Here is a 17,224-nt window from a genome sequence, read left to right on the forward strand (position 1 = left end):
GGACGGCGGTCCGACGACGCCTTCGTCGGACCAAACTGACTTCGGTCGGTAGCCCCAATGGACGTCCATGACGGACGATACCGGATCCGGCCTGCCGGTCGACGACGTCGTCGACTACTGTCACACCCAGGCGGGGTTGCTCTCGGGGCGCGTCGAGACGATGCGCGACGAAGCCGACGCGTTGCTCGCCGAGATCGACGAGACCATGGCCGAACTCCGGAGCTACCTCGAGGACCACACGAACGCGACCCCGGCGACAGACGGTCCGTCGACGCCGGCGGGACCGGACGGTGGCGGGCCCGATATCGAGGCGTTCGAGGACTTAGAGCAGGACGTCGAGAAGAAGCAGCTGCTCGTCGAGGCGAAACAGACGCGGATGCAGGCGTTCCAGAATCTGGCCGCCGACTACACCGAACTCGCCGCCGAACTCCAGACCGACGTCGAGGACGGCGACGAGGCGCTGACTCGAGTCGTCCAGTTCGAGGCCGACCGGGACGCGCCGGCGTACTTCGAGGAGCGCGAAACGATGCTCGAGACCGCCCAGAGCGCGGGCGAGAGGAGTGAAACGGGCGATGGGACCGAAGCAGACGACGCAGATAGCCAGGACGACGCGACCGGCGAGTGAGCGCGACGCGAGGACGTCCGTCCAGTTTCAGTTTCCACCGGCCGCTCGAACCGTGAGCACCGGCACCGTCGCCTGCCGCAACACGCGTTCCGTAACGCTGCCGAGCAGCAGTCGATCGAGTCCGCTGCGACCGTGCGTGCCCATTACGAGCAGGTCCGCCTCCACGTCGTCGACGTACGAACGAATCGTTCGATGTGCCGAGCCGTACTTGACGGCCGTTTCCGTCTCGATACCTGCGCGGTCGGCTCCCGCCGCTTCCTCGCCGACGACCGACTGGGCGTGGCGCTCGAGTCGGTCGAGTCTGAGGTCGTCTCGCTCGTCGATCGCCGCCGGCGTCACGTCGACGACCGAGAGCAGGTGTACCGTCGCGTCGTGGTGATTCGCCACGGTGAGGGCCCGCTCGAGGGCGGCACTCGCGTGACCGCTGCCGTCGGTCGGAACGACGATCGTTTCGAGCGGATACCGGCGCCGAACGTCGGCTGCGCCGCGGACGACGAGCACGGGGACCGGGGCGTCGCGGACGATCGACTCGGTGACGCTGCCGAGGATGAGCCGGCCGACGCCCTGTCGGCCGCGGGTCCCCATCACGATGGCGTCGACGTCGTGTTCGGCGGCGGCCTCGAGGATCGCATCTCGTGGCTCGCCGGTTTCGACACTGTCGACGATGGGGCCGTCCGTCTCGCTTGCCCATTCGCGGCTGTCCTCGAGCAACGCCTCGACGTCGGCCGGGTCCGCGTCCGGATCGCGGACGTGGAGCACGTGAACGGTCGTCGCTTCGACAGCTGCGATCTCTCCGGCGTACTCGAGGGCGGCGTTCGCCGGACCGCTTCCATCGGTCGGAACGAGGATGCGATCGAACATACGCTATCGACGCGCCGACGGGACTTACAAGTACAGTGTGTTCCCACCCCGCGGGAGCGTCAGCTCGCCTCGAGACCCTCGAGCAGCGCGTCGACGTCCTCGCGGGTGTTGAACGCGTGGATCGAGGCGCGAATCGCGTCGGGTCGGGGAAGCGACCGGAGGACGATCCCGCGGTCGCCGAGTCGTTCGACCGTCCCCTCTGGGTCGTCGACGTCGATCGTGACCAGCCCGGATTCGAACGACTGCGGACTCAGCACCCGCTCCGACGGGAGCCCGTCCTTCAACCGGTTGGTCAGCGTTTCGATCCGTCCCTCGATCGTCTCGAGGCCGATCGACTCGAGCAGGTCGATCGACGCGGTCAGGCCGGCGTGGGGCGCCGGGCTCGCGGTGGCGACCTCGAACCGTCGGGCGTCGGGTGCGAGCTCGTACGCCGCGGCGTTCTCGTCGACGACGCTGCGGTAGCCGATCGCGGCGGGAGCGAGTTCGCGTACGTGCTCGTCGACGAGTCCCTCGCGCACGTAGAGAAAGCCGGAGCCGAAGGGGCCGAGCAGCCACTTGTGGCCCGCGGCGGCGACGAAGTCGGCGCCCCACTCGCGCACGTCGATGGGGACCTGTCCGGGCGCCTGCACGGCGTCGACCAGTACGAGCGCACCGGCGTCGTGGGCGATTTCGACGAGATCCGCGATCGGCAGTCGGGTGCCGTGGGTCCAGGTGAGCGAACTCACGCAGAACAGCGTCGCCTCGTCGGCGACGGCTGTTACGTCTTCGAGGTCGATCCGGCCGCAGTCGGTCTCGAGGACGCGCACGTCGACTCCGTGCTCGCGCTCGAGGCGCTGGAAGGGGAGGATGCCGGCCGAGTGTTCGAGGTCGGTGCGGACGACGACGTCGTCGCCGCTCCACTCGAGTGCGCCCACGACGCGGTTGATCGCGTCCGTCGTACTCTCCGTCAGCGCGACCGCCGCCGGTGAGGCGCCGATCAGTCCGGCGATCGCCTCGCGGGCCTCGTCGTAGGCGTCGAACGCCGCGGGATACTGCCCCTCGGCGGTCGGGGCGTCGTACTCGTGGTGCTCGAGGGCCGATTCGGCCGCCTCGACGACGCGTCGCGGGCTCGGACCGCCCGCGCCCCAGTTGAGGTAGTGTCCGGACTCGAGCGCCGGCATCGTCTCGCGGAGTTCCGTGGGGGTCATGGTCGGTCGTTCGGTCCCCGTCGTGTTATACTGTCGGACAGACCGAGTTGACGATCGGCCGCGCTACTGCGGTCGTCGCCGTCGGAGCCGACCGCGAATTCGCGCCCGACGGCTCACTGACTGCTGTCCGGCAGTATAGTGGCGGTGTTTCCGGCACCCGACGCCGTCGGAAGGAGGACACGAGACCCGACGTTCCCGACGGCCGGAAACCTGGCGTAGACTTTTATTCGGTCGCCGACCAACGGGTAACTGATGAGCATAGCGCTGACGCCGGGGATCTCGCTCGACGCGAGCGATCCCGAAACGACGGTCGCGATCGGACAGTTGTTCGCGTACCTCGCTATCGGTATCGCGGCGATCGTCCTGTTGTACTACACGTCGATTTACGTCCGCGACGTCCTCGCCGCCGACGTCAGCGAGGCCAAGTGGTACCTGTTCGTCGGCATCGGCGCCGCGGTCGTCTACGCCGCTGCCGGCACCGGCACGCTCTTTTTCGAGACGGAGTGGCTCGCACTGTTCGCGGAGGGGGCCATCCTGTTTTTCATCCTCTTTCTCGCGCTCGGCATCCGCGGGATGTACCACGCCGAGCGGTCCGGCGCCGGACGATCACGGCTGTTGCCAGCCTGGGCCGACGTCGTGGTTATCGCCGTCTTCGTCGCCGCGTGGTGGGGTACCTTCCTGGTCAGCACCGACTGGACCCGACCCGTCGTCGCGGTCGGGTGGGTCCTCACGTCGGCGTGGGCGGTCCTCTACGGCGTGCAGGCCGTCCGCGTCCACGAAGGGACGACGCTGGCCGCGCTGACACGACACCTGCTGCCCGCGATCGTCTGCGTCGTCGCCGTCGTCTTCGTCGACCTCGTAACGAGCTACCTCGACGGCTACGGCGCCCTGGCCGACGCCGCCTGGATCGTCGGCACGACGCTCGTCGCCGCCTTCCTCTTCAACACCGCCGTGGCGATCCGCCAGCAAGGCGGCGAACTCGAGCGACTCTACGACTGGACGACCTGGCGCGAGCAGTCCCTCGAGTAGCGCGGGTGGCGGTCCCGCGTTCGGTTCGTGTCCTCGGTGTTCCGGCGTCACCAACCCTTATTATTCGCGATCGTATCAATCAAACAGATGGTCCTCCAATACGTATTCGGCGCCGTCCTGCTCGCCGTCGGCGCGTACTTCCTCCGAAACGTCCGGACGTACGTCGGCCAGTATCGAACGGTCTCGAGTGTCGACCCGGACGCGACGCCGACGATGCAACCCGGCGAGACGGTAACGCTGGTCGGACGCGCTCGCGTTCTCGAACCGGCGCCGACGCCGGATCCGCGAGACGGAACGGACGCCGGCGCTGAACCGACCCCTGTCGACGGGTCGACGTCGACGACCGGCGACCGCGAATCAGCCAATACCGACGGCGTCGACCCCGGTCCCGACCCCGGATTCGTCGCCTGGCGCGTCCGTCGCCGGAAACGAAAGCGCAGTTCCAGTTCGAACTCCGGCACCAGACACCGGTGGACGACCGAACGCGCCGGCCTCGAGGTCGGCGACCTCGAGATCGAAGCCGACGCGGGGACGGTTCGTCTCGACCGCGACGCCGCTCGGGATCTCCTCCCCGGCGGCGTGACCGACTGGACGACGGCCGATCCCTGGGATTCCGCCGGGCTCCACCTCGGCGATCCCGACGTCGACGCGCGGATCGACGATCCGCGCGATTTCGGCCCCGACCTTCCGGTCGATATCAACCTCGGCCCGCTCAGCACCGGCGAGCGATCCCGGTTTCAGGTCAACCGGATCGACGACGGCCAGCAGGTGCTCGTCCACGGCGAACTCGCGATGGGCGACCACGGCCTCACGCTGACCAGCGGCCCGGCGGCGTCGCTCGTCCTCTCGAGCGGCTCGGTCGGCGATCTGACCGGTCGTCTCCGGTGGAAGATCGCCAAGAACACCCTTCTCGCGCTCGTCTTGCTCGCGTTCGCCGGCGCGAGCTTCGGCGGGTTCCTCGAGTTCTCCTGACGGACGAGTCACTCGAGACGAGGACCGGCGTCCACCAGAGGTAGCAGACGGGGAACGCCCACGGCACCGCTCGCTCGAGGACGCCCAGCCGCACCGACTTCGCGACCATACCGCCGATACGTCGGCGAGCTACTTCTCCGTGAGCCCGGCGGGCTCACCCGTCGACCGACGGGCCCACTTATTGTTCGCTCGAGCGTAGTAGACGGGATGCTCGAGCAACGAGCCGATCGACTCTGGACGCACGCGGAATCGCTTCGCTTCGCCGGGGTCGAACTCGGCCGGATCATGACCGTCATCGAACTCTCGAGCGGCGGACTCTTCGTCCAGTCGCCGGCCGAACTGACGCCCGCCCTCGAGGCGGCGCTCGACGAACGTGGCGACGTTCGGTTCGTCGCCCCGGCGAGCAAACTCCACGGGCACCTGTACATGGAGCAGTACGCGACCGCCTACCCCGACGCCGAACTGCTCGCGGCGCCCGGCCTCGCGGCGCGGCGTCCCGATCTGACGTTCGATCACCTACTCGGCGACACGCCCGATCCCCGGTGGGCGCCCGATATCGATCAGGTCGCGATCGTCGGCCACCGCTGGCTCACCGAACTCGCCTACTTCCACCGCCCGAGTCGAACGCTCGTTCTGGGCGACGTCGGCTTCCACATCGGTTCGAGCAGCCCGCTGAAAACGCGGCTCGTCGCTCGAGCGCTCCGGGTGTACGAACGCGTCGGGCCGCCGGTCGAGTTTCGGCTGACGATCGCGAACGCGGAGAGCTTCCGGCGTTCGATTCGGGACGTCCTCGCGTGGGACTTCGACCGGGTGATTCCCGGTCACGGCGAAATCGTCGAAACGGGCGGGAAACGGGCCGTTCTCGAGGGGTTCGACTGGCTTCGCTAACAGTTGTCGGCGTGAAATTCGCACTCTCTGCTGACCGGCATCGACGGCGGAGTCGTCGTCTGGTGTACCATAACGTGTACTGCCGCACACGATTCGTCGGGGTCCGTCACGTCTCGTTCTTCCCACTCGTCGTCGGCGTCGAGCCGAGCGGCGACGACGAAGTGGCCGGGGTCCGACGGCCACGTACAGTCGAGAACGCGCCCGCTATCTTCCGGTTCGAACTCGTACGTGACCTCCTCGACGACCGCCTCGCCGAGGATGACCCGCACCTGAACGGCGGTCGCCTCGTCGGTCCAGTTGATCACGCCGACGCGGAGGAGTTCCACCGCAGCGTCCTCCTCGAAAAGAGCGGTACACCCGGCCATCCCGGCCGCGGTTCCGGCTCCGATCGCGGACACGAGTTCTCTCCGGTTCACGAGCGGAATTCGTGACAGTAATCGAAAAATCTTGTGTGAAGTACCGCTCCGGATGGCCGTTCCCCCTCGGGACGGTGGTATCGGATCGGCGGTCCGCTTCGGCGCCGCGTCGAACGCCGAATCGTCTCAGACGACCCGCCGTCCGTTTCGACGACGTCGTCGACCCGTTTCCGACGGCAAGCGATGTCGAGGTCAGATGTCGCCGCGCAGTCTGATCTCGTCGCCGACGGACTCGAGCATGTCCTCGGTGACGAGGTAGTCCTCCTCATCGTCGCCCTCGACGCCGATCTTCGCCAGCAGGTGTTCGGCGACGGAGGGGTTCGGATCGACGTAGGCGCGATCGCGTTCGACCTTCGCGACGATGCCGAGTTCCTTGCCCTCGGCGTCGATCACCGTCTTGCCGACCTCGTCGTCGGTCAGTTGTGGCGTCATAGTCGACGCTACCACGACCGCCGGGATAACGATCCGGCCGTCTCGTGCCGGTCAGTGGGACGGAGACTCGTGGAGCGGTACGGGGCGAGGAACACGACGGCGACGGCGGGGATGAGCACCGAAGACGAACGGCGAATACAGAGCGGCGAACGACTGACTGCAAACGCGTCCCCGGACTATATGCCGTCGGGCGACGACGGTCTGTTCGGAGGTGTCCGCCCCCACCATGAGCCACACTATCGAGATCAGCGACGAGATGAAAGAGCGACTCGAGACCCACTGCGAAGAGGGTGAAACGTACGAGGAGTTCCTGGAGGAGTTGCTCACGATCTACGAGACCGAAGGCGCGTTTCTGCGGGAAGGATACTCCGAGTGACCGGGATGGCCCTCGAGTATCCGTACTTTTTGGTTAACTACAAGACGGCGACGGAGACGGTCGGCGAGGACGGAGTGGCGTTCACTCGGACGATCGACCGCGTCGCCCGGGAGACGGAGACGCGATTTGCCGTCGCGCCACAGCCGACCGACATCCGCCTCGTCGCGTCAACGACGGACCTGCCGATCGTCGCGCAGTTCGCGACGCGACGCGAAGACGCCGCGCTCGGCACGCCGACGCTCGAGGCCGTCGCGGCCGCCGGCGCCGACGCCGTCTTCGTCAACCACCCGCAAAACGAGGCGACGTTCGCCGACGTCCCGCGGCTGCTCGAGCGGTGTTCGGAGCTCGGACTCGAGTCGATCGTCTGCGTCAACAGCCGCGAGCAGACTCGCGCGGCGCTGACGTACGACCCTGACTGCCTGCTTTTCGAACGACCGGCCGACATCGCGAGCGAGGCGGGACTGATTCGAACGCATCCGGAGCGGATCGCGTCGTTCGTCGAAACGGTCGAGGCGGCGGCGCCGGCGACGCGGACGTTCGTCGGGGGCGGCGTTCGGACTGCCGACGACGTCGAGCGGGCGTTCGACTGCGGCGTCGACGCCACGGGGGCGGCCTCGGCGGCGCTCGAGGCCGACGACCGCGAAGCGTGGCTTCGGTCGATCGCCAACGCCGTCCCTGGGGCGCTTGAGTAGCATTGCTAACGGAAGCGGTGGAACAAACGCGAAAACGGTGGGTCGTTTCAGTCGTGTGCGACCGGTTCGCGGTCCTGTTCGTGTTCCTGTTTCTCCTGGAGGTGCTCGATCGCGTGGAGTTCGACGACCGGGATGACCTTGGCGATGCTGAGGAAGAACAGGACGACCATGCCGATCGTTCCGAGGATCGAGGCGAACTCGATGAGACTCGGGAAGTACTCGCCGGGCGTCGCCGCGTAGACGTCCATCGTCGGGTACATGAAGCCCTCGACGACGAAGAGGATCTTCTCGAGCAGCGTGGCCGCCAGCACGGCGAGACCGCAGATGACGGCCCGCTTTCTCGTGAACAGCGCGGGACGGATCGTCTGGGCGAAGATGAACGCCAACACGATGCCGACGAGCCCCATCGAGAGGATGTAGATCGGATGGGTGAGCGTCGCGAACGCGACCTGGCTCACGTCGAGCGGCGCGGCGAAATTGCCGGTGGTCATCTGCTGAAGCTGGAGCCAGAGGAACAGCAGGCTGAAGAAGCCGAGCCAGAGCGTCAGCCCGCGGAAGATGTCGTCGGTGATGATGTGATCCCAGTCGTACGCCCAGCGGAAGGCGTAGGAGAGGAGAATTACGCCGCTGATCGCCGACGTCAGCGCGATGGTGAGAAACTGCGGCCCCTGGACGGCGCCGAACCAGCCGGGCATCGTCGGGATGACGGCGAACAGCCACGGAATGACGCCGCCGTGGAGCAACAGCGGCGCCATGATGATGATCGCCAGCGCGAGCCACCAGACCATTCGCTGGACGATTTCGTCCTCTTTCTCCGAGTACCCGATCGTCAGGAGCTTGTAGATCGGTTCGAAGTGGTCCGGCAGCTGATCGCGCAGCCGCGTGACGTCGTAGCGGATCGTCAACGCGAGGTAGGTCGCCGTCAGGACGAAGTAGGCCGTAATGACGGTCACGTCCCAGACCAGCGGCGAGTTGTGAATCGTGATATGGTAGTGACCGAGCACGCTGGTGACCATTCGGTCCGGACGGCCCATGTGGACGATGACGTAGAAGCCGGCGGCTGAGAGGCCGGCGAGTGTCAACAGTTCTGCCAGCCGGGCGACGGGCATGTACCGCTCCATTCCCAGCAGCCTGACGGCCGCCGAGAGGATGATCCCCCCGTGTGCGATCCCGACCCACCAGATGAACGCACCGATGTACAGCCCCCAGGTGACGCCGCCGCCGGTCCCCCAGTCGGAGAGTCCCGTCACGACCATCCCTTCGTAGAGTTGGTACATCCAGCCCACGAGGAAGAGCGCGAACGCAAGCCCAGCGACACCGGCCAGTGCGAAGTACTTCGTCGACGTATTCTGTATCGGCCGCAGGATATCGGCCTTCTGTGGCGTTTTAGTACTCATCGTGACAGTGCTTCTCAAGCGTACCGTAAGGAGCGCCGTTAGTCCATGCGTTGGCCTTGCAAGCAAATCTGAGCCGAACGGTGTCTCCCGATAGCGGTGGCTTCGAGGCTGTTTTCGACCACCGAAATGCTGTATTGGGACGTAATCGACGCGCCGTCGACTGTCGGCCCGAGTCGGTAACAGGTAATTTCGGCCCGTCGGCCGAAATATGCCGCCGAAACCGGAGGGTACTCCGGTCGGCTCCCGATTCTGTGTGTCGGACGCTAACACAATACAGTAAAGTGTTCGCTCGCCCAAGCGCTTGCATGACGCTGTTAGTCGCCCTCGACGACTCCGACCCCAGTTGGGCGGCACTCGAGTACGCGCTCGAGGAACACCACGACGACGTCGTCGTCGCACACGTGGTCGACGTGCGCGAGAGCGGCTACGGCGAGTTCGCACACCTGGGGACAACGACCCTCCGCGAACAGCGGGAGGCGCAGGCGGAGGCGTTGTTCGACGCTGCTCACGAACTGGCGGCCGAGTTCGGTCGTGAGGTCGAGACGACGCTGTTGATCGGTCGTCCCGCATCAGAAGTCGTCGAGTGTGCGGCCGACCGGGACGTCGACCGAATCATCGTCGGCAGTCACGGCCGATCCGGCGTGTCACGCGTCGTACTCGGGAGCGTGGCAGAGCAGATCGCCCGTCGATCGCCCGTTCCGGTGACGATCGTCAGGTGACGCCGTCAACACCGACTTGCGGCGGTCTCCGGAGTCGAGCCGTTGGTTTCGACCGGAAATATCGGGTGACTACTCGTTAGTTGGGAGCGGATACTCCGGCGTGACTGAATAAACTAATATGTCTCCGAAATAGTTTCGCGGGTATGAACGACCACTACGATGTGGTGATTGCCGGCGCCGGTCCGGCGGGTGGCCAGTGCGCACGGGACCTCGCGAGCAGGGGCTACGACGTCGTCGTCCTCGAGACCGAGGCCGAAGACGAGTTCCCGCGCCAGAGCAACAAGTCCACCGCGGGGACGTTCCCCTCGATGATGGCTTCCTTCGGGATTCCGGACGACGTGGTCATGCAGTACACCGACAAGGTCGTCCTCGAGTCGCCGATGAACCACTACGTCCGCGACCAACCCGGTGCCGTCCTCGAGTTCGCCGACTTCAAGCGATTCCTCGTCTCCGACAGTCGCGAAGACGGCGCGGAGTACCGCTTCGACGCCCGCGTCACCGCGCCGATTACGGAAGGCGGCGAGATCGTCGGCGTCCGGTACAACGGCGATCAGGAAGTCTACGGCGACATCGTCATCGACGCGACCGGGCCAGCCGCGCCGCTGGCGAAGAAACTCGACGTCGTCGATCTCAAACGGGAAAACCACGCGATCGGCATCGAGTACGAGTTCGAGGGGATCGATATCGACCGTCCCGGCTTCGCGGATCTGCGCGACGCGATGATGCTTCGCCTCGATCACAACATCGCTCCCGGCGGCTACTCGTGGATCTTCCACACCGGCGAGGATACCGCGAAGGTCGGCCTCTGTTACATCCAGAACGAACACCACTCCCGGTACGCCACGGACGGGTTCGGGATCGACGACTACCTCGAGCACTGGCTCGAGACCGACCCGCGCTTTGCGAACGCGACCAAACTCGAGGGCAAGATGCACCGCGGCTCGGCTCACATCCAGCTGCCCGACACGATGCACACCGATCGATTCATGGCCATCGGCGACACCGTGCCGACGGTCGACCCGCTCTGGGGTGAGGGGATCAACAAGTGCATGCAGTCGGGTCGCGTCGCCGCCGTCGCGGCCGACAGCTGCCTGAAACACGGCGACGTCGAGCCGACCGCCGAGAACCTCGAGGTCTACGACACGCTCTGGCACCGCGACGTGGCGCCGAACCAGCGCAAGCGGCTGCTGATGACTCAGCTGCTGTATCTCGCGCCGAACGATCGCTACGACGAGTTCATGCGCGACCTCGAGCAACTCGACGACGAGGTTCTGGCGAAGGCCAACCGCGGGGATTTCACCGCCATCACCCGTCTCTTCCACCTCGAGGACGTCCCGATGCTCGCGCAGTTTGCCAAACAGCGGTTCGGTTCTGGTCTCCTTCCGTAACGACCCCCCCGGCTTCCGGCTCCCCGTTTCCGCCGAGGGGCGTCCGCAGCCGAACGGTTAATGACCCTCGCCTGCGAGACGTGTCAGTATGTTGCCTTCCCCGCGACGCGACGGTGCCGACGGCTCACGACGTGGCGTCTCCGCCCCGCTTTCACGGCGCGCGACGCTCGCCGCCGCCGGCGTCGCGCTCGTCACCGCGACGGCCGGCTGTTCGGACGTCTTCGACGACGATTCGGGCGATTCCGACGACGAGAACGACGAAGACGCGCTCGTCGCCAAAACGCCGTCGGAGACGCCGCTTCTCGCCCACCTCGACGTCGCCCAGATCGCGGGCGACGACGCCGAGGCCGAACTCGAGGCGCTCGTTGCGGCCGATCCGGGCGACGTCGACGGCGCAATGACGGCGTTCGCCGCCAGAACGGGCCTCGATCCCCTCGAGGCGGACGAACTGCTCGTCTTCGGGGAAGCAGATGCCGACGCCGACGCTGACGCTAACAGTGACGCCGACAACGGCGATCTGGCCGACGATATTCTCGTCCGCGGCGGCTGGGAGACCGCCGACGTCGTGGACTCGCTCGAGGCCCAAACCGGAATCACGTACGAGGAGACGACCTATCTGGACGAGGCGGTGCTGTACGAACCGTCCGAGTCGGGTCCGGTCGACGTGACGCTCGATACGACGCTCGGGGACGAATCCGAGGACGACACGCCCGACGACGCGACGACCGTCGAACCGGCGGTTCTCGGCGTCCTCGAGGACGACGCGTTCGTCGTCGGCTCCGAGAGCGTCGTCGAGGCGGTGCTCGACGTCGAGTACGACGGCGCCGACGCCGTCTCCGGATTCGTTCGAGACGCCTACGGCCGCGCTCGCGGCGCCCAGTTGACCGTCGCCTCCGAGTCGGTCGGCACGATCGTCCCCGAGCAGTATCGGATGCTCATCGACGACGACCCGTTCGAGGACGCCGAGGCTATCGGCCGCAGCTACGCCGTTACCGACGCTGGCATCGCTCTCGAGGTCGGCCTCCACGCGGCCGACGAGGACGAGGCTGCAGACCTCGAGGCCGACCTCGAGGGAACGTACGTGCCGATCCTCGCCGACGTCAACGACGCGTTCGACGAGGCCCGCGACGACCTCGAGATCGACCGAGATGGTACCGTCGTCGAACTCCGCTACGAAGGCGACTCCGAGGCCGTCTTCGCCCTGCTCGACGAGGTGTAGCCCCGCGTGGATCTGCTCGCACTGTTGCGCAAGGAGGCCATCGGCAGCCGGCGGAACCTGGGGCTGCTCGTCGTCCTGTTGCTCGTCCTCCCCGGCGGAATCGTCGCCGGCACCGCCGTCTTCGAACAGACCGTCCCGCAGGACGTTCCCGTCGGCGTCGTCGCGGACGAGGAGGCGAGCGAGGGCGACGTCGCCATCACGACGATGGCGATGGAGCAGTTCGCGACGCCGGTCGAATACGACTCCGACGAGGAGGCCCGCGACGACCTCCAGCGCGAGGAAATCTACCTCGTGGTGCACGTCCCCGGCGGGATCATGGACGAGGAGACCGACGCGAACGTAACCGTCGTCTCCGACCACGCCTTCGCACCGCTCGAGGAGCCGATCAACGAGAGCCTCGGAATCGCCGAATCCGAACTCGACGGCGCCGTCGCGTCGAACGCGAGCATCGACCACGACCAGGTTGGCGACGAGCGCAGCCTCTCGGAGTTTCTCGTGCCGACCGGCGTGTTCGTCTTCGTGACCCTCTACGCGCTGGTCTACCTGCCGTACCAGCTCCGCTCGGAGCGGCTGGTTCTCGACCGCCTGCAGACGGAGTCCAGACTCGAGACCGTCGTGGCGAGCAAACTGCTGTTCTACGGCGCGGCGCTCGTCGTGTCGCTTTCTGCCGTCGCCGCCGTCGGCTGGTGGCTCGGCTACAACGTGGCGACGCTGTCGCCGCTCACGCTCGGCGTGGTCGGCGTGACGTTTCTCTATCTGGCCGCCATCGGCCTGGCCGTCACCTTCGCGCTCGGCCTCCGACAGACGGCGCTGTTCGTCAACCTCGGGCTCGCGCTCGCGATTTTCGGGCTCTCGAGTCTGGTCTATCCGACCGGCTTCTTCTCCTCGAGACAGGGGACGATTTCGGAGCTGCTGCCGACGTACTACTCGTCGGTGACGACACGAAGTGCGATGTTGCGCGACGCGCCGGCCTCGCTGTACGCCGACTACCTGCTGTGGCTCGCCGCGACGGCGTTCGGCTCGCTCGTCCTCTTGCAACTGTCCCTGATCTGGTACCGACGGAGGCGATAACCGTGCCCGATTCCGACACCACGAACACGAACACGGACGCGAACACGACCACGACCACAACCATGACTGACGACGCCGACCTCGCGCTCGTCGACGTCACGAAACGCTACGGCGAGACGACCGCCCTCGAGACCCTCTCGCTCGAGTTCCGACCCGGAACGTTCCACGGCCTGATCGGTCCGAACGGCTCCGGCAAGACGACGCTGTTCGCCATGCTCGCCGGACTCACGCGTCCCACCAGCGGTCGAATCGAACGCTCGTCGGCGACGACCGTCGGCTACAGCTTTCAGGAACCACGATTCTACCCCAGCCTGACCGTCCGCGAGAACCTCGAGATCTTCCGTGGCTTCGCTGACGACCCGCCGCCGGCGTCGTGGCTCGAGACGCTGCTCGAGGAACTGCGACTCGAGCCCGCAGCGGACCGCCGGGCCGACGAGCTCTCGGGCGGGTTCCGCAAGAAACTCGACCTCGGACTCGCGCTGATCAAGCGACCCCAGTATCTCCTGCTCGACGAACCCCTGGCCGACGTCGACGACTACTCCCGCCGGCGGATCAGGGCGTTCCTCGACGACTACTGCGAGGGCGACCGAACAGTCGTCGTCTCGACGCACAACGTCGCCGCCTTCGCCGACGCCCTCGATCGGCTCACCGTCGTCGTCGACGGCGACCTTCGGTACGACGGCGCTCCCGAGGACGACGTCGTCTCCCAGTATCGCTCGCTGCTCGAGTGACCGCGGCCGCTCCCGGTCGATCGGTCGTCGGTCGCCGTCCCCGTGGTAATTTGGTTCTCCGCCTCGACACTCGAGTCGAATCGAGTCACGTCGAGTCCACTCACGATGGTCGCCCTCGAGAACCTCGCGCTGGTCTTCGTCGCCGGACTAATTACGGCGCTCGCGACCGGCCTCGGTGCACTCCCCTTTCTCGTCGTCGAGACCATCGGCGACCGCCGGCGCGTTCTCCTCTGGGGATTTGCCTCCGGGATCATGCTCGCCGCGTCGATATTCGGACTGCTCGAGGAAGGGCTGGCCGCGGGCTCGATCTGGCAGCTCTCGATCGGCGTCGTCGCGGGAATCGCACTCGTCGTCGTCGCTCGCGACGTCCTGCTCGACGCCGATATCGACCCTCGCGAGTACGAGGTAGGCCGACTTCGCGAAGCTCGTGCTTATCCTCGGCGTCCTCACCGTTCACAGCTTTCCGGAGGGCGTCGCCATCGGGGTCTCGTTCGCCGACCTCGGCCTCGAGGGCGGCACCGAACTGCTCGGCTTTACCGTGCCGCTACTGGCCATCTTCATGACTGTCGCTATCTCGATCCACAACGTTCCGGAGGGAACCGCCATCGCCATCCCCCTGTCCTCGATGGGCGTCAGCGACTGGAAACTCGTCTGGTGGGCCGTCTTCTCGAGTCTCCCCCAGCCCATCGGCGCCGTCGTCGCGTTCGCGTTCGTCCGCTACGCTCGGGAGTTCCTCGCCTACGGCTTCGGCTTCGCCGCGGGCGCGATGTGCTATCTCGTCCTCACCGAGTTCGTCCCCGAGGCGCTCGAGACCGGTCGCGGCCTTCCGCGCGACGGGAAGCCGGAACTGGCTGCCGGCATCGCCCTCGGCGTGGTCGTTATGGTGCCGCTCGCGTTCCTCTGACGCGTTCGGAGCGTACCGCTCGCGTTCGTGCCGTGTCGCCCGCTTTTATACGCTCGCGGCCCGACCACTCGAGTATGAAACGCGTCACCGAAACCGACGCCGCACCGGCCGCCGTCGGCGCCTACAGCCAGGCAACGAGCACCGACGACCTGCTGTTCACCGCCGGCCAGATCCCCATGACCCCCGACGGCGACCTGCTCGACGACGAACCGATCGCCGCCCAGACCGAACAGGCGCTGGACAACCTCCTCGCCATCCTCGAGGCGGACGGCGCCGCCGCCGAAGACGTCCTCAAAGTCACCGTCTTCCTCGACGACATCGACGACTTCGAGGCGATGAACGACGCCTACGCCGACTACTTCGACGACGAACCGCCCGCCCGCAGCGCCATCGAAGTCGCCGCCCTCCCCAAAGGCGTCGGCATCGAAATCGAAGCCGTCGCCACCCTCGAGTGAGTCATGTCCGTACTCGGTCTTCGCCCCCGCGTCAAGGCAGCGCTGCTGTGGGGTGCCGTCGGGTCCATGGCCTTCCTGGTGCTCGTCCAGGGCTACGCGCTGCTCGTCGACCCGCTCGTCTCGCTCGCACGAGGCGCGGCCATCGCGGTCCTCGTGGGCGCGATGACGACAGGGTGTGCGTACCGACTCGAGCACCGCGTCGCCGAGTGGGCGGCTCGTCGCGCACGGCGTGGCGACGAGTCACACGGCGTCGACGGTAAAAGTAAGAGTTAAACGGCGGACGCGGTTAGGATGAGATGGGCCAGGATGGCCGAACGGTAAGGCGCACGCCTGGAAAGCGTGTTCCCTTTGGGATTCAGGGTTCAAATCCCTGTCCTGGCGTTTTTGGACGATTGTTGAATAACCCACAGACAATATGATATGTGTCAATATTCGACAGAACGTATCCTCATCACCAACGCTATTCTCACCGCGATATTTTCCCCTTACATTCAATTTATACTGATTCACCAATTACTGAAATGTAGTGGCTGATGACGACTTCCTGAGACGCACCGCGATTACCCGTCTCTTGCTCAGCGACCACCAGCGGCAGATACTCGAGCAAACGCTCCGTGAGTGGCAAATGGCGTGTAACATCAGCAGTCGCATCGGGTGGAACGCAGGAGAATCGCGGAAGATGCAACTCCAGCAACTCGCGTACGAGGACGTCCGCGAGCAAACCCGTCTCGGGAGTCAACACGCAGTTCTCGCCACACATCAGGCTGCAGCAGCACTCTCTGGTATCGAAGAGATCGAATCGTTGGACGAGGAGTACGACACCTCTCGTCCGACATTCACCAGCGATACGCTCGTATACGACTCACGCTCGATGACGGTGTTCGACGATGACTCCGTGTCGCTGGCGACGGTCGAAAACCGAATTCGATGTGATCTTTCACTTCCCGACGACAGTGACGGCTATCAGCGACGATATCTCGAGTCTGAGGAGTGGGAACTCACTGAATCGACGATGTCGAAACGAGATGGTGACTGGTATCTCCACCTCGGGTTTCGCAAACCGAATCCACAGCCAAAACTCGAGACGAACGACGGGAACAGGACAGTTCTCGGAGTCGATCTCGGTATCGTTAACATCGCAACGACCAGCACAGCCTACTTCGCGTCAGGACGAGAACTGCGCCACCGGCACCGCGAGTTCGATCGGATTCGATCGAATCTGCAACGAATCGGTACTCAGTCGGCACATCGTACCCTCGAGCAAATAAGCGGGCGAGAATCACGATATCTTCGAGAGACGTTGCACATCGTCGCCAACGATATTCTCGAAGAAGCGATCACGCACGGTTGCGAGTATATCGTTTTCGAGAATCTGAAACACATTCGCGAGCGTGCACCGCCGGTAAAGGAGTTCCATCAATGGGCCCACCGGCAACTCGTCGATCTGGTCGAGTACAAAGCCGAGGCCGAAGGCGTCCGCGTCGAGTTCGTCTCGCCGGAGTACACGAGTCGCCGGTGCCCGGAATGTGGTCACACGTGCGCAGAAAACCGGGTTCGGCAGGCTGTCTTCGAGTGTGTCGAATGCAGTGCGACGGCCAACGCCGATTACGTTGGTGCAAAGAACGTCGGATGGCGTTTTGTCCGCCGGGGCCTACAGTCGTCTCGGCGGACGGGCGACGGTCAACTCGCCCTGAAGTCAGGAACCGTGAAACCGGTGCAGGGGTTCGTTCCCGCCCGTTCTGGGTAACGGTTGGGTTCACTGACAAGCCCTGCTTGCTCAGGGTCGTTGACATCCCAGTCTTGGCGTTTTCGTCATCTTCAAGGTATCTTCCAGAGCCGTCCGTGTACTCTCGCCTTAAAAA

19 protein-coding genes, 1 tRNA gene and 1 pseudogene are annotated in these 17,224 nt (G+C 65.5%); 16 read left to right on the plus strand and 5 right to left on the minus strand.

What is annotated here, in order from left to right:
- The first annotated feature begins 67 nt into the window (after positions 1 to 67).
- The gene (locus C493_RS15485; protein WP_007260410.1) at positions 68 to 625 is read left to right on the plus strand and encodes a hypothetical protein; all 558 of its coding nucleotides are present in this window, start codon (positions 68 to 70) and stop codon (positions 623 to 625) included.
- A 27-nt stretch (positions 626 to 652) separates the two neighbouring features.
- On the opposite strand, the gene C493_RS15490 is transcribed toward C493_RS15485, so the two are convergent.
- On the minus strand, positions 653 to 1,486 hold the full coding sequence (locus tag C493_RS15490) for a universal stress protein (protein ID WP_007260411.1): 834 nt from the start codon (positions 1,484 to 1,486) through the stop codon (positions 653 to 655).
- A gap of 59 nt (positions 1,487 to 1,545) precedes the next feature.
- Positions 1,546 to 2,673, minus strand: coding sequence for an aminotransferase class V-fold PLP-dependent enzyme (locus C493_RS15495; protein WP_007260412.1), 1,128 nt, complete (start codon positions 2,671 to 2,673; stop codon positions 1,546 to 1,548).
- Positions 2,674 to 2,925: 252 nt separating this feature from the next.
- Between C493_RS15495 and C493_RS15500 the strand changes: the two genes are divergently transcribed.
- The 3 genes from C493_RS15500 to C493_RS15510 all read left to right on the plus strand — a co-directional run bounded on the left by C493_RS15500 (position 2,926) and on the right by C493_RS15510 (position 5,562).
- Positions 2,926 to 3,702, plus strand: coding sequence for a hypothetical protein (locus C493_RS15500; RefSeq protein WP_007260413.1), 777 nt, complete (start codon positions 2,926 to 2,928; stop codon positions 3,700 to 3,702).
- 87 nt (positions 3,703 to 3,789) lie between these two features.
- A complete protein-coding gene (locus C493_RS15505) occupies positions 3,790 to 4,674 on the plus strand; it encodes a hypothetical protein (protein ID WP_007260414.1) in 885 nt (294 codons plus the stop codon).
- A gap of 207 nt (positions 4,675 to 4,881) precedes the next feature.
- The gene (locus tag C493_RS15510; protein WP_007260415.1) at positions 4,882 to 5,562 is read left to right on the plus strand and encodes a DUF4336 domain-containing protein; all 681 of its coding nucleotides are present in this window, start codon (positions 4,882 to 4,884) and stop codon (positions 5,560 to 5,562) included.
- Here C493_RS15510 and C493_RS15515 read toward each other — a convergent pair.
- Together C493_RS15515 and C493_RS15520 are read right to left on the minus strand one after the other, a co-directional pair.
- Positions 5,559 to 5,978, minus strand: coding sequence for a hypothetical protein (locus tag C493_RS15515; RefSeq protein WP_007260416.1), 420 nt, complete (start codon positions 5,976 to 5,978; stop codon positions 5,559 to 5,561). The genes C493_RS15510 and C493_RS15515 overlap by 4 nt on opposite strands.
- A 192-nt stretch (positions 5,979 to 6,170) precedes the next feature.
- Positions 6,171 to 6,410, minus strand: a complete 240-nt coding sequence (locus C493_RS15520; RefSeq protein ID WP_007260417.1) for a hypothetical protein — start codon at positions 6,408 to 6,410, stop codon at positions 6,171 to 6,173.
- Positions 6,411 to 6,636: 226 nt separating this feature from the next.
- Between C493_RS15520 and C493_RS23485 the strand changes: the two genes are divergently transcribed.
- Both C493_RS23485 and C493_RS15525 read left to right on the plus strand, forming a co-directional pair.
- On the plus strand, positions 6,637 to 6,786 hold the full coding sequence (locus tag C493_RS23485; RefSeq protein ID WP_007260418.1) for a DUF7557 family protein: 150 nt from the start codon (positions 6,637 to 6,639) through the stop codon (positions 6,784 to 6,786).
- Between the two features lie 5 nt (positions 6,787 to 6,791).
- On the plus strand, positions 6,792 to 7,478 hold the full coding sequence (locus tag C493_RS15525) for a triose-phosphate isomerase (protein ID WP_007260419.1): 687 nt from the start codon (positions 6,792 to 6,794) through the stop codon (positions 7,476 to 7,478).
- Positions 7,479 to 7,525: 47 nt separating this feature from the next.
- On the opposite strand, the gene nrfD is transcribed toward C493_RS15525, so the two are convergent.
- The gene (gene nrfD, locus C493_RS15530) at positions 7,526 to 8,875 is read right to left on the minus strand and encodes an NrfD/PsrC family molybdoenzyme membrane anchor subunit (RefSeq protein WP_007260420.1); all 1,350 of its coding nucleotides are present in this window, start codon (positions 8,873 to 8,875) and stop codon (positions 7,526 to 7,528) included.
- 305 nt (positions 8,876 to 9,180) lie between these two features.
- Between nrfD and C493_RS15535 the strand changes: the two genes are divergently transcribed.
- From C493_RS15535 to C493_RS15580, 10 genes and pseudogenes are all read left to right on the plus strand, one after another.
- Positions 9,181 to 9,594: a universal stress protein gene (locus C493_RS15535; RefSeq protein ID WP_007260421.1), complete on the plus strand. Its 414-nt coding sequence runs from the start codon at positions 9,181 to 9,183 to the stop codon at positions 9,592 to 9,594.
- A gap of 143 nt (positions 9,595 to 9,737) precedes the next feature.
- Complete coding sequence (locus C493_RS15540) at positions 9,738 to 10,982, plus strand: digeranylgeranylglycerophospholipid reductase (protein WP_007260422.1); 1,245 nt, start codon at positions 9,738 to 9,740, stop codon at positions 10,980 to 10,982.
- Between the two features lie 88 nt (positions 10,983 to 11,070).
- The gene (locus C493_RS15545) at positions 11,071 to 12,201 is read left to right on the plus strand and encodes a hypothetical protein (RefSeq protein ID WP_007260423.1); all 1,131 of its coding nucleotides are present in this window, start codon (positions 11,071 to 11,073) and stop codon (positions 12,199 to 12,201) included.
- A gap of 6 nt (positions 12,202 to 12,207) precedes the next feature.
- A complete protein-coding gene (locus C493_RS15550; protein WP_007260424.1) occupies positions 12,208 to 13,272 on the plus strand; it encodes an ABC transporter permease in 1,065 nt (354 codons plus the stop codon).
- Between the two features lie 62 nt (positions 13,273 to 13,334).
- A complete protein-coding gene (locus C493_RS15555) occupies positions 13,335 to 14,003 on the plus strand; it encodes an ABC transporter ATP-binding protein (protein ID WP_086009969.1) in 669 nt (222 codons plus the stop codon).
- Positions 14,004 to 14,108: 105 nt separating this feature from the next.
- A pseudogene (locus C493_RS15560) lies at positions 14,109 to 14,907 on the plus strand (ZIP family metal transporter).
- Positions 14,908 to 14,981: 74 nt separating this feature from the next.
- Complete coding sequence (locus C493_RS15565; RefSeq protein WP_007260427.1) at positions 14,982 to 15,362, plus strand: Rid family detoxifying hydrolase; 381 nt, start codon at positions 14,982 to 14,984, stop codon at positions 15,360 to 15,362.
- Between the two features lie 3 nt (positions 15,363 to 15,365).
- On the plus strand, positions 15,366 to 15,635 hold the full coding sequence (locus C493_RS15570; RefSeq protein ID WP_007260428.1) for a hypothetical protein: 270 nt from the start codon (positions 15,366 to 15,368) through the stop codon (positions 15,633 to 15,635).
- Positions 15,636 to 15,662: 27 nt separating this feature from the next.
- Positions 15,663 to 15,743 (plus strand) — tRNA-Ser (locus C493_RS15575).
- Between the two features lie 145 nt (positions 15,744 to 15,888).
- A complete protein-coding gene (locus tag C493_RS15580; RefSeq protein ID WP_049889406.1) occupies positions 15,889 to 17,109 on the plus strand; it encodes an RNA-guided endonuclease InsQ/TnpB family protein in 1,221 nt (406 codons plus the stop codon).
- Positions 17,110 to 17,224: the final 115 nt, after the last annotated feature.

The organism is Natronolimnohabitans innermongolicus JCM 12255 (genome assembly GCF_000337215.1).
GTDB lineage: Archaea > Halobacteriota > Halobacteria > Halobacteriales > Natrialbaceae > Natronolimnohabitans > Natronolimnohabitans innermongolicus.

Coding starts and splice junctions, on each gene's coding strand:
- C493_RS15485 (WP_007260410.1), top strand. CDS start 68: ATGACGGACGATACCGGATCCGGCCTGCCGGTCGACGACGTCGTCGAC.
- C493_RS15490 (WP_007260411.1), bottom strand. CDS start 1,486: ATGTTCGATCGCATCCTCGTTCCGACCGATGGAAGCGGTCCGGCGAAC.
- C493_RS15495 (WP_007260412.1), bottom strand. CDS start 2,673: ATGACCCCCACGGAACTCCGCGAGACGATGCCGGCGCTCGAGTCCGGA.
- C493_RS15500 (WP_007260413.1), top strand. CDS start 2,926: ATGAGCATAGCGCTGACGCCGGGGATCTCGCTCGACGCGAGCGATCCC.
- C493_RS15505 (WP_007260414.1), top strand. CDS start 3,790: ATGGTCCTCCAATACGTATTCGGCGCCGTCCTGCTCGCCGTCGGCGCG.
- C493_RS15510 (WP_007260415.1), top strand. CDS start 4,882: ATGCTCGAGCAACGAGCCGATCGACTCTGGACGCACGCGGAATCGCTT.
- C493_RS15520 (WP_007260417.1), bottom strand. CDS start 6,410: ATGACGCCACAACTGACCGACGACGAGGTCGGCAAGACGGTGATCGAC.
- C493_RS23485 (WP_007260418.1), top strand. CDS start 6,637: ATGAGCCACACTATCGAGATCAGCGACGAGATGAAAGAGCGACTCGAG.
- C493_RS15525 (WP_007260419.1), top strand. CDS start 6,792: ATGGCCCTCGAGTATCCGTACTTTTTGGTTAACTACAAGACGGCGACG.
- nrfD (WP_007260420.1), bottom strand. CDS start 8,875: ATGAGTACTAAAACGCCACAGAAGGCCGATATCCTGCGGCCGATACAG.
- C493_RS15535 (WP_007260421.1), top strand. CDS start 9,181: ATGACGCTGTTAGTCGCCCTCGACGACTCCGACCCCAGTTGGGCGGCA.
- C493_RS15540 (WP_007260422.1), top strand. CDS start 9,738: ATGAACGACCACTACGATGTGGTGATTGCCGGCGCCGGTCCGGCGGGT.
- C493_RS15545 (WP_007260423.1), top strand. CDS start 11,071: ATGTTGCCTTCCCCGCGACGCGACGGTGCCGACGGCTCACGACGTGGC.
- C493_RS15555 (WP_086009969.1), top strand. CDS start 13,335: ATGACTGACGACGCCGACCTCGCGCTCGTCGACGTCACGAAACGCTAC.
- C493_RS15565 (WP_007260427.1), top strand. CDS start 14,982: ATGAAACGCGTCACCGAAACCGACGCCGCACCGGCCGCCGTCGGCGCC.
- C493_RS15570 (WP_007260428.1), top strand. CDS start 15,366: ATGTCCGTACTCGGTCTTCGCCCCCGCGTCAAGGCAGCGCTGCTGTGG.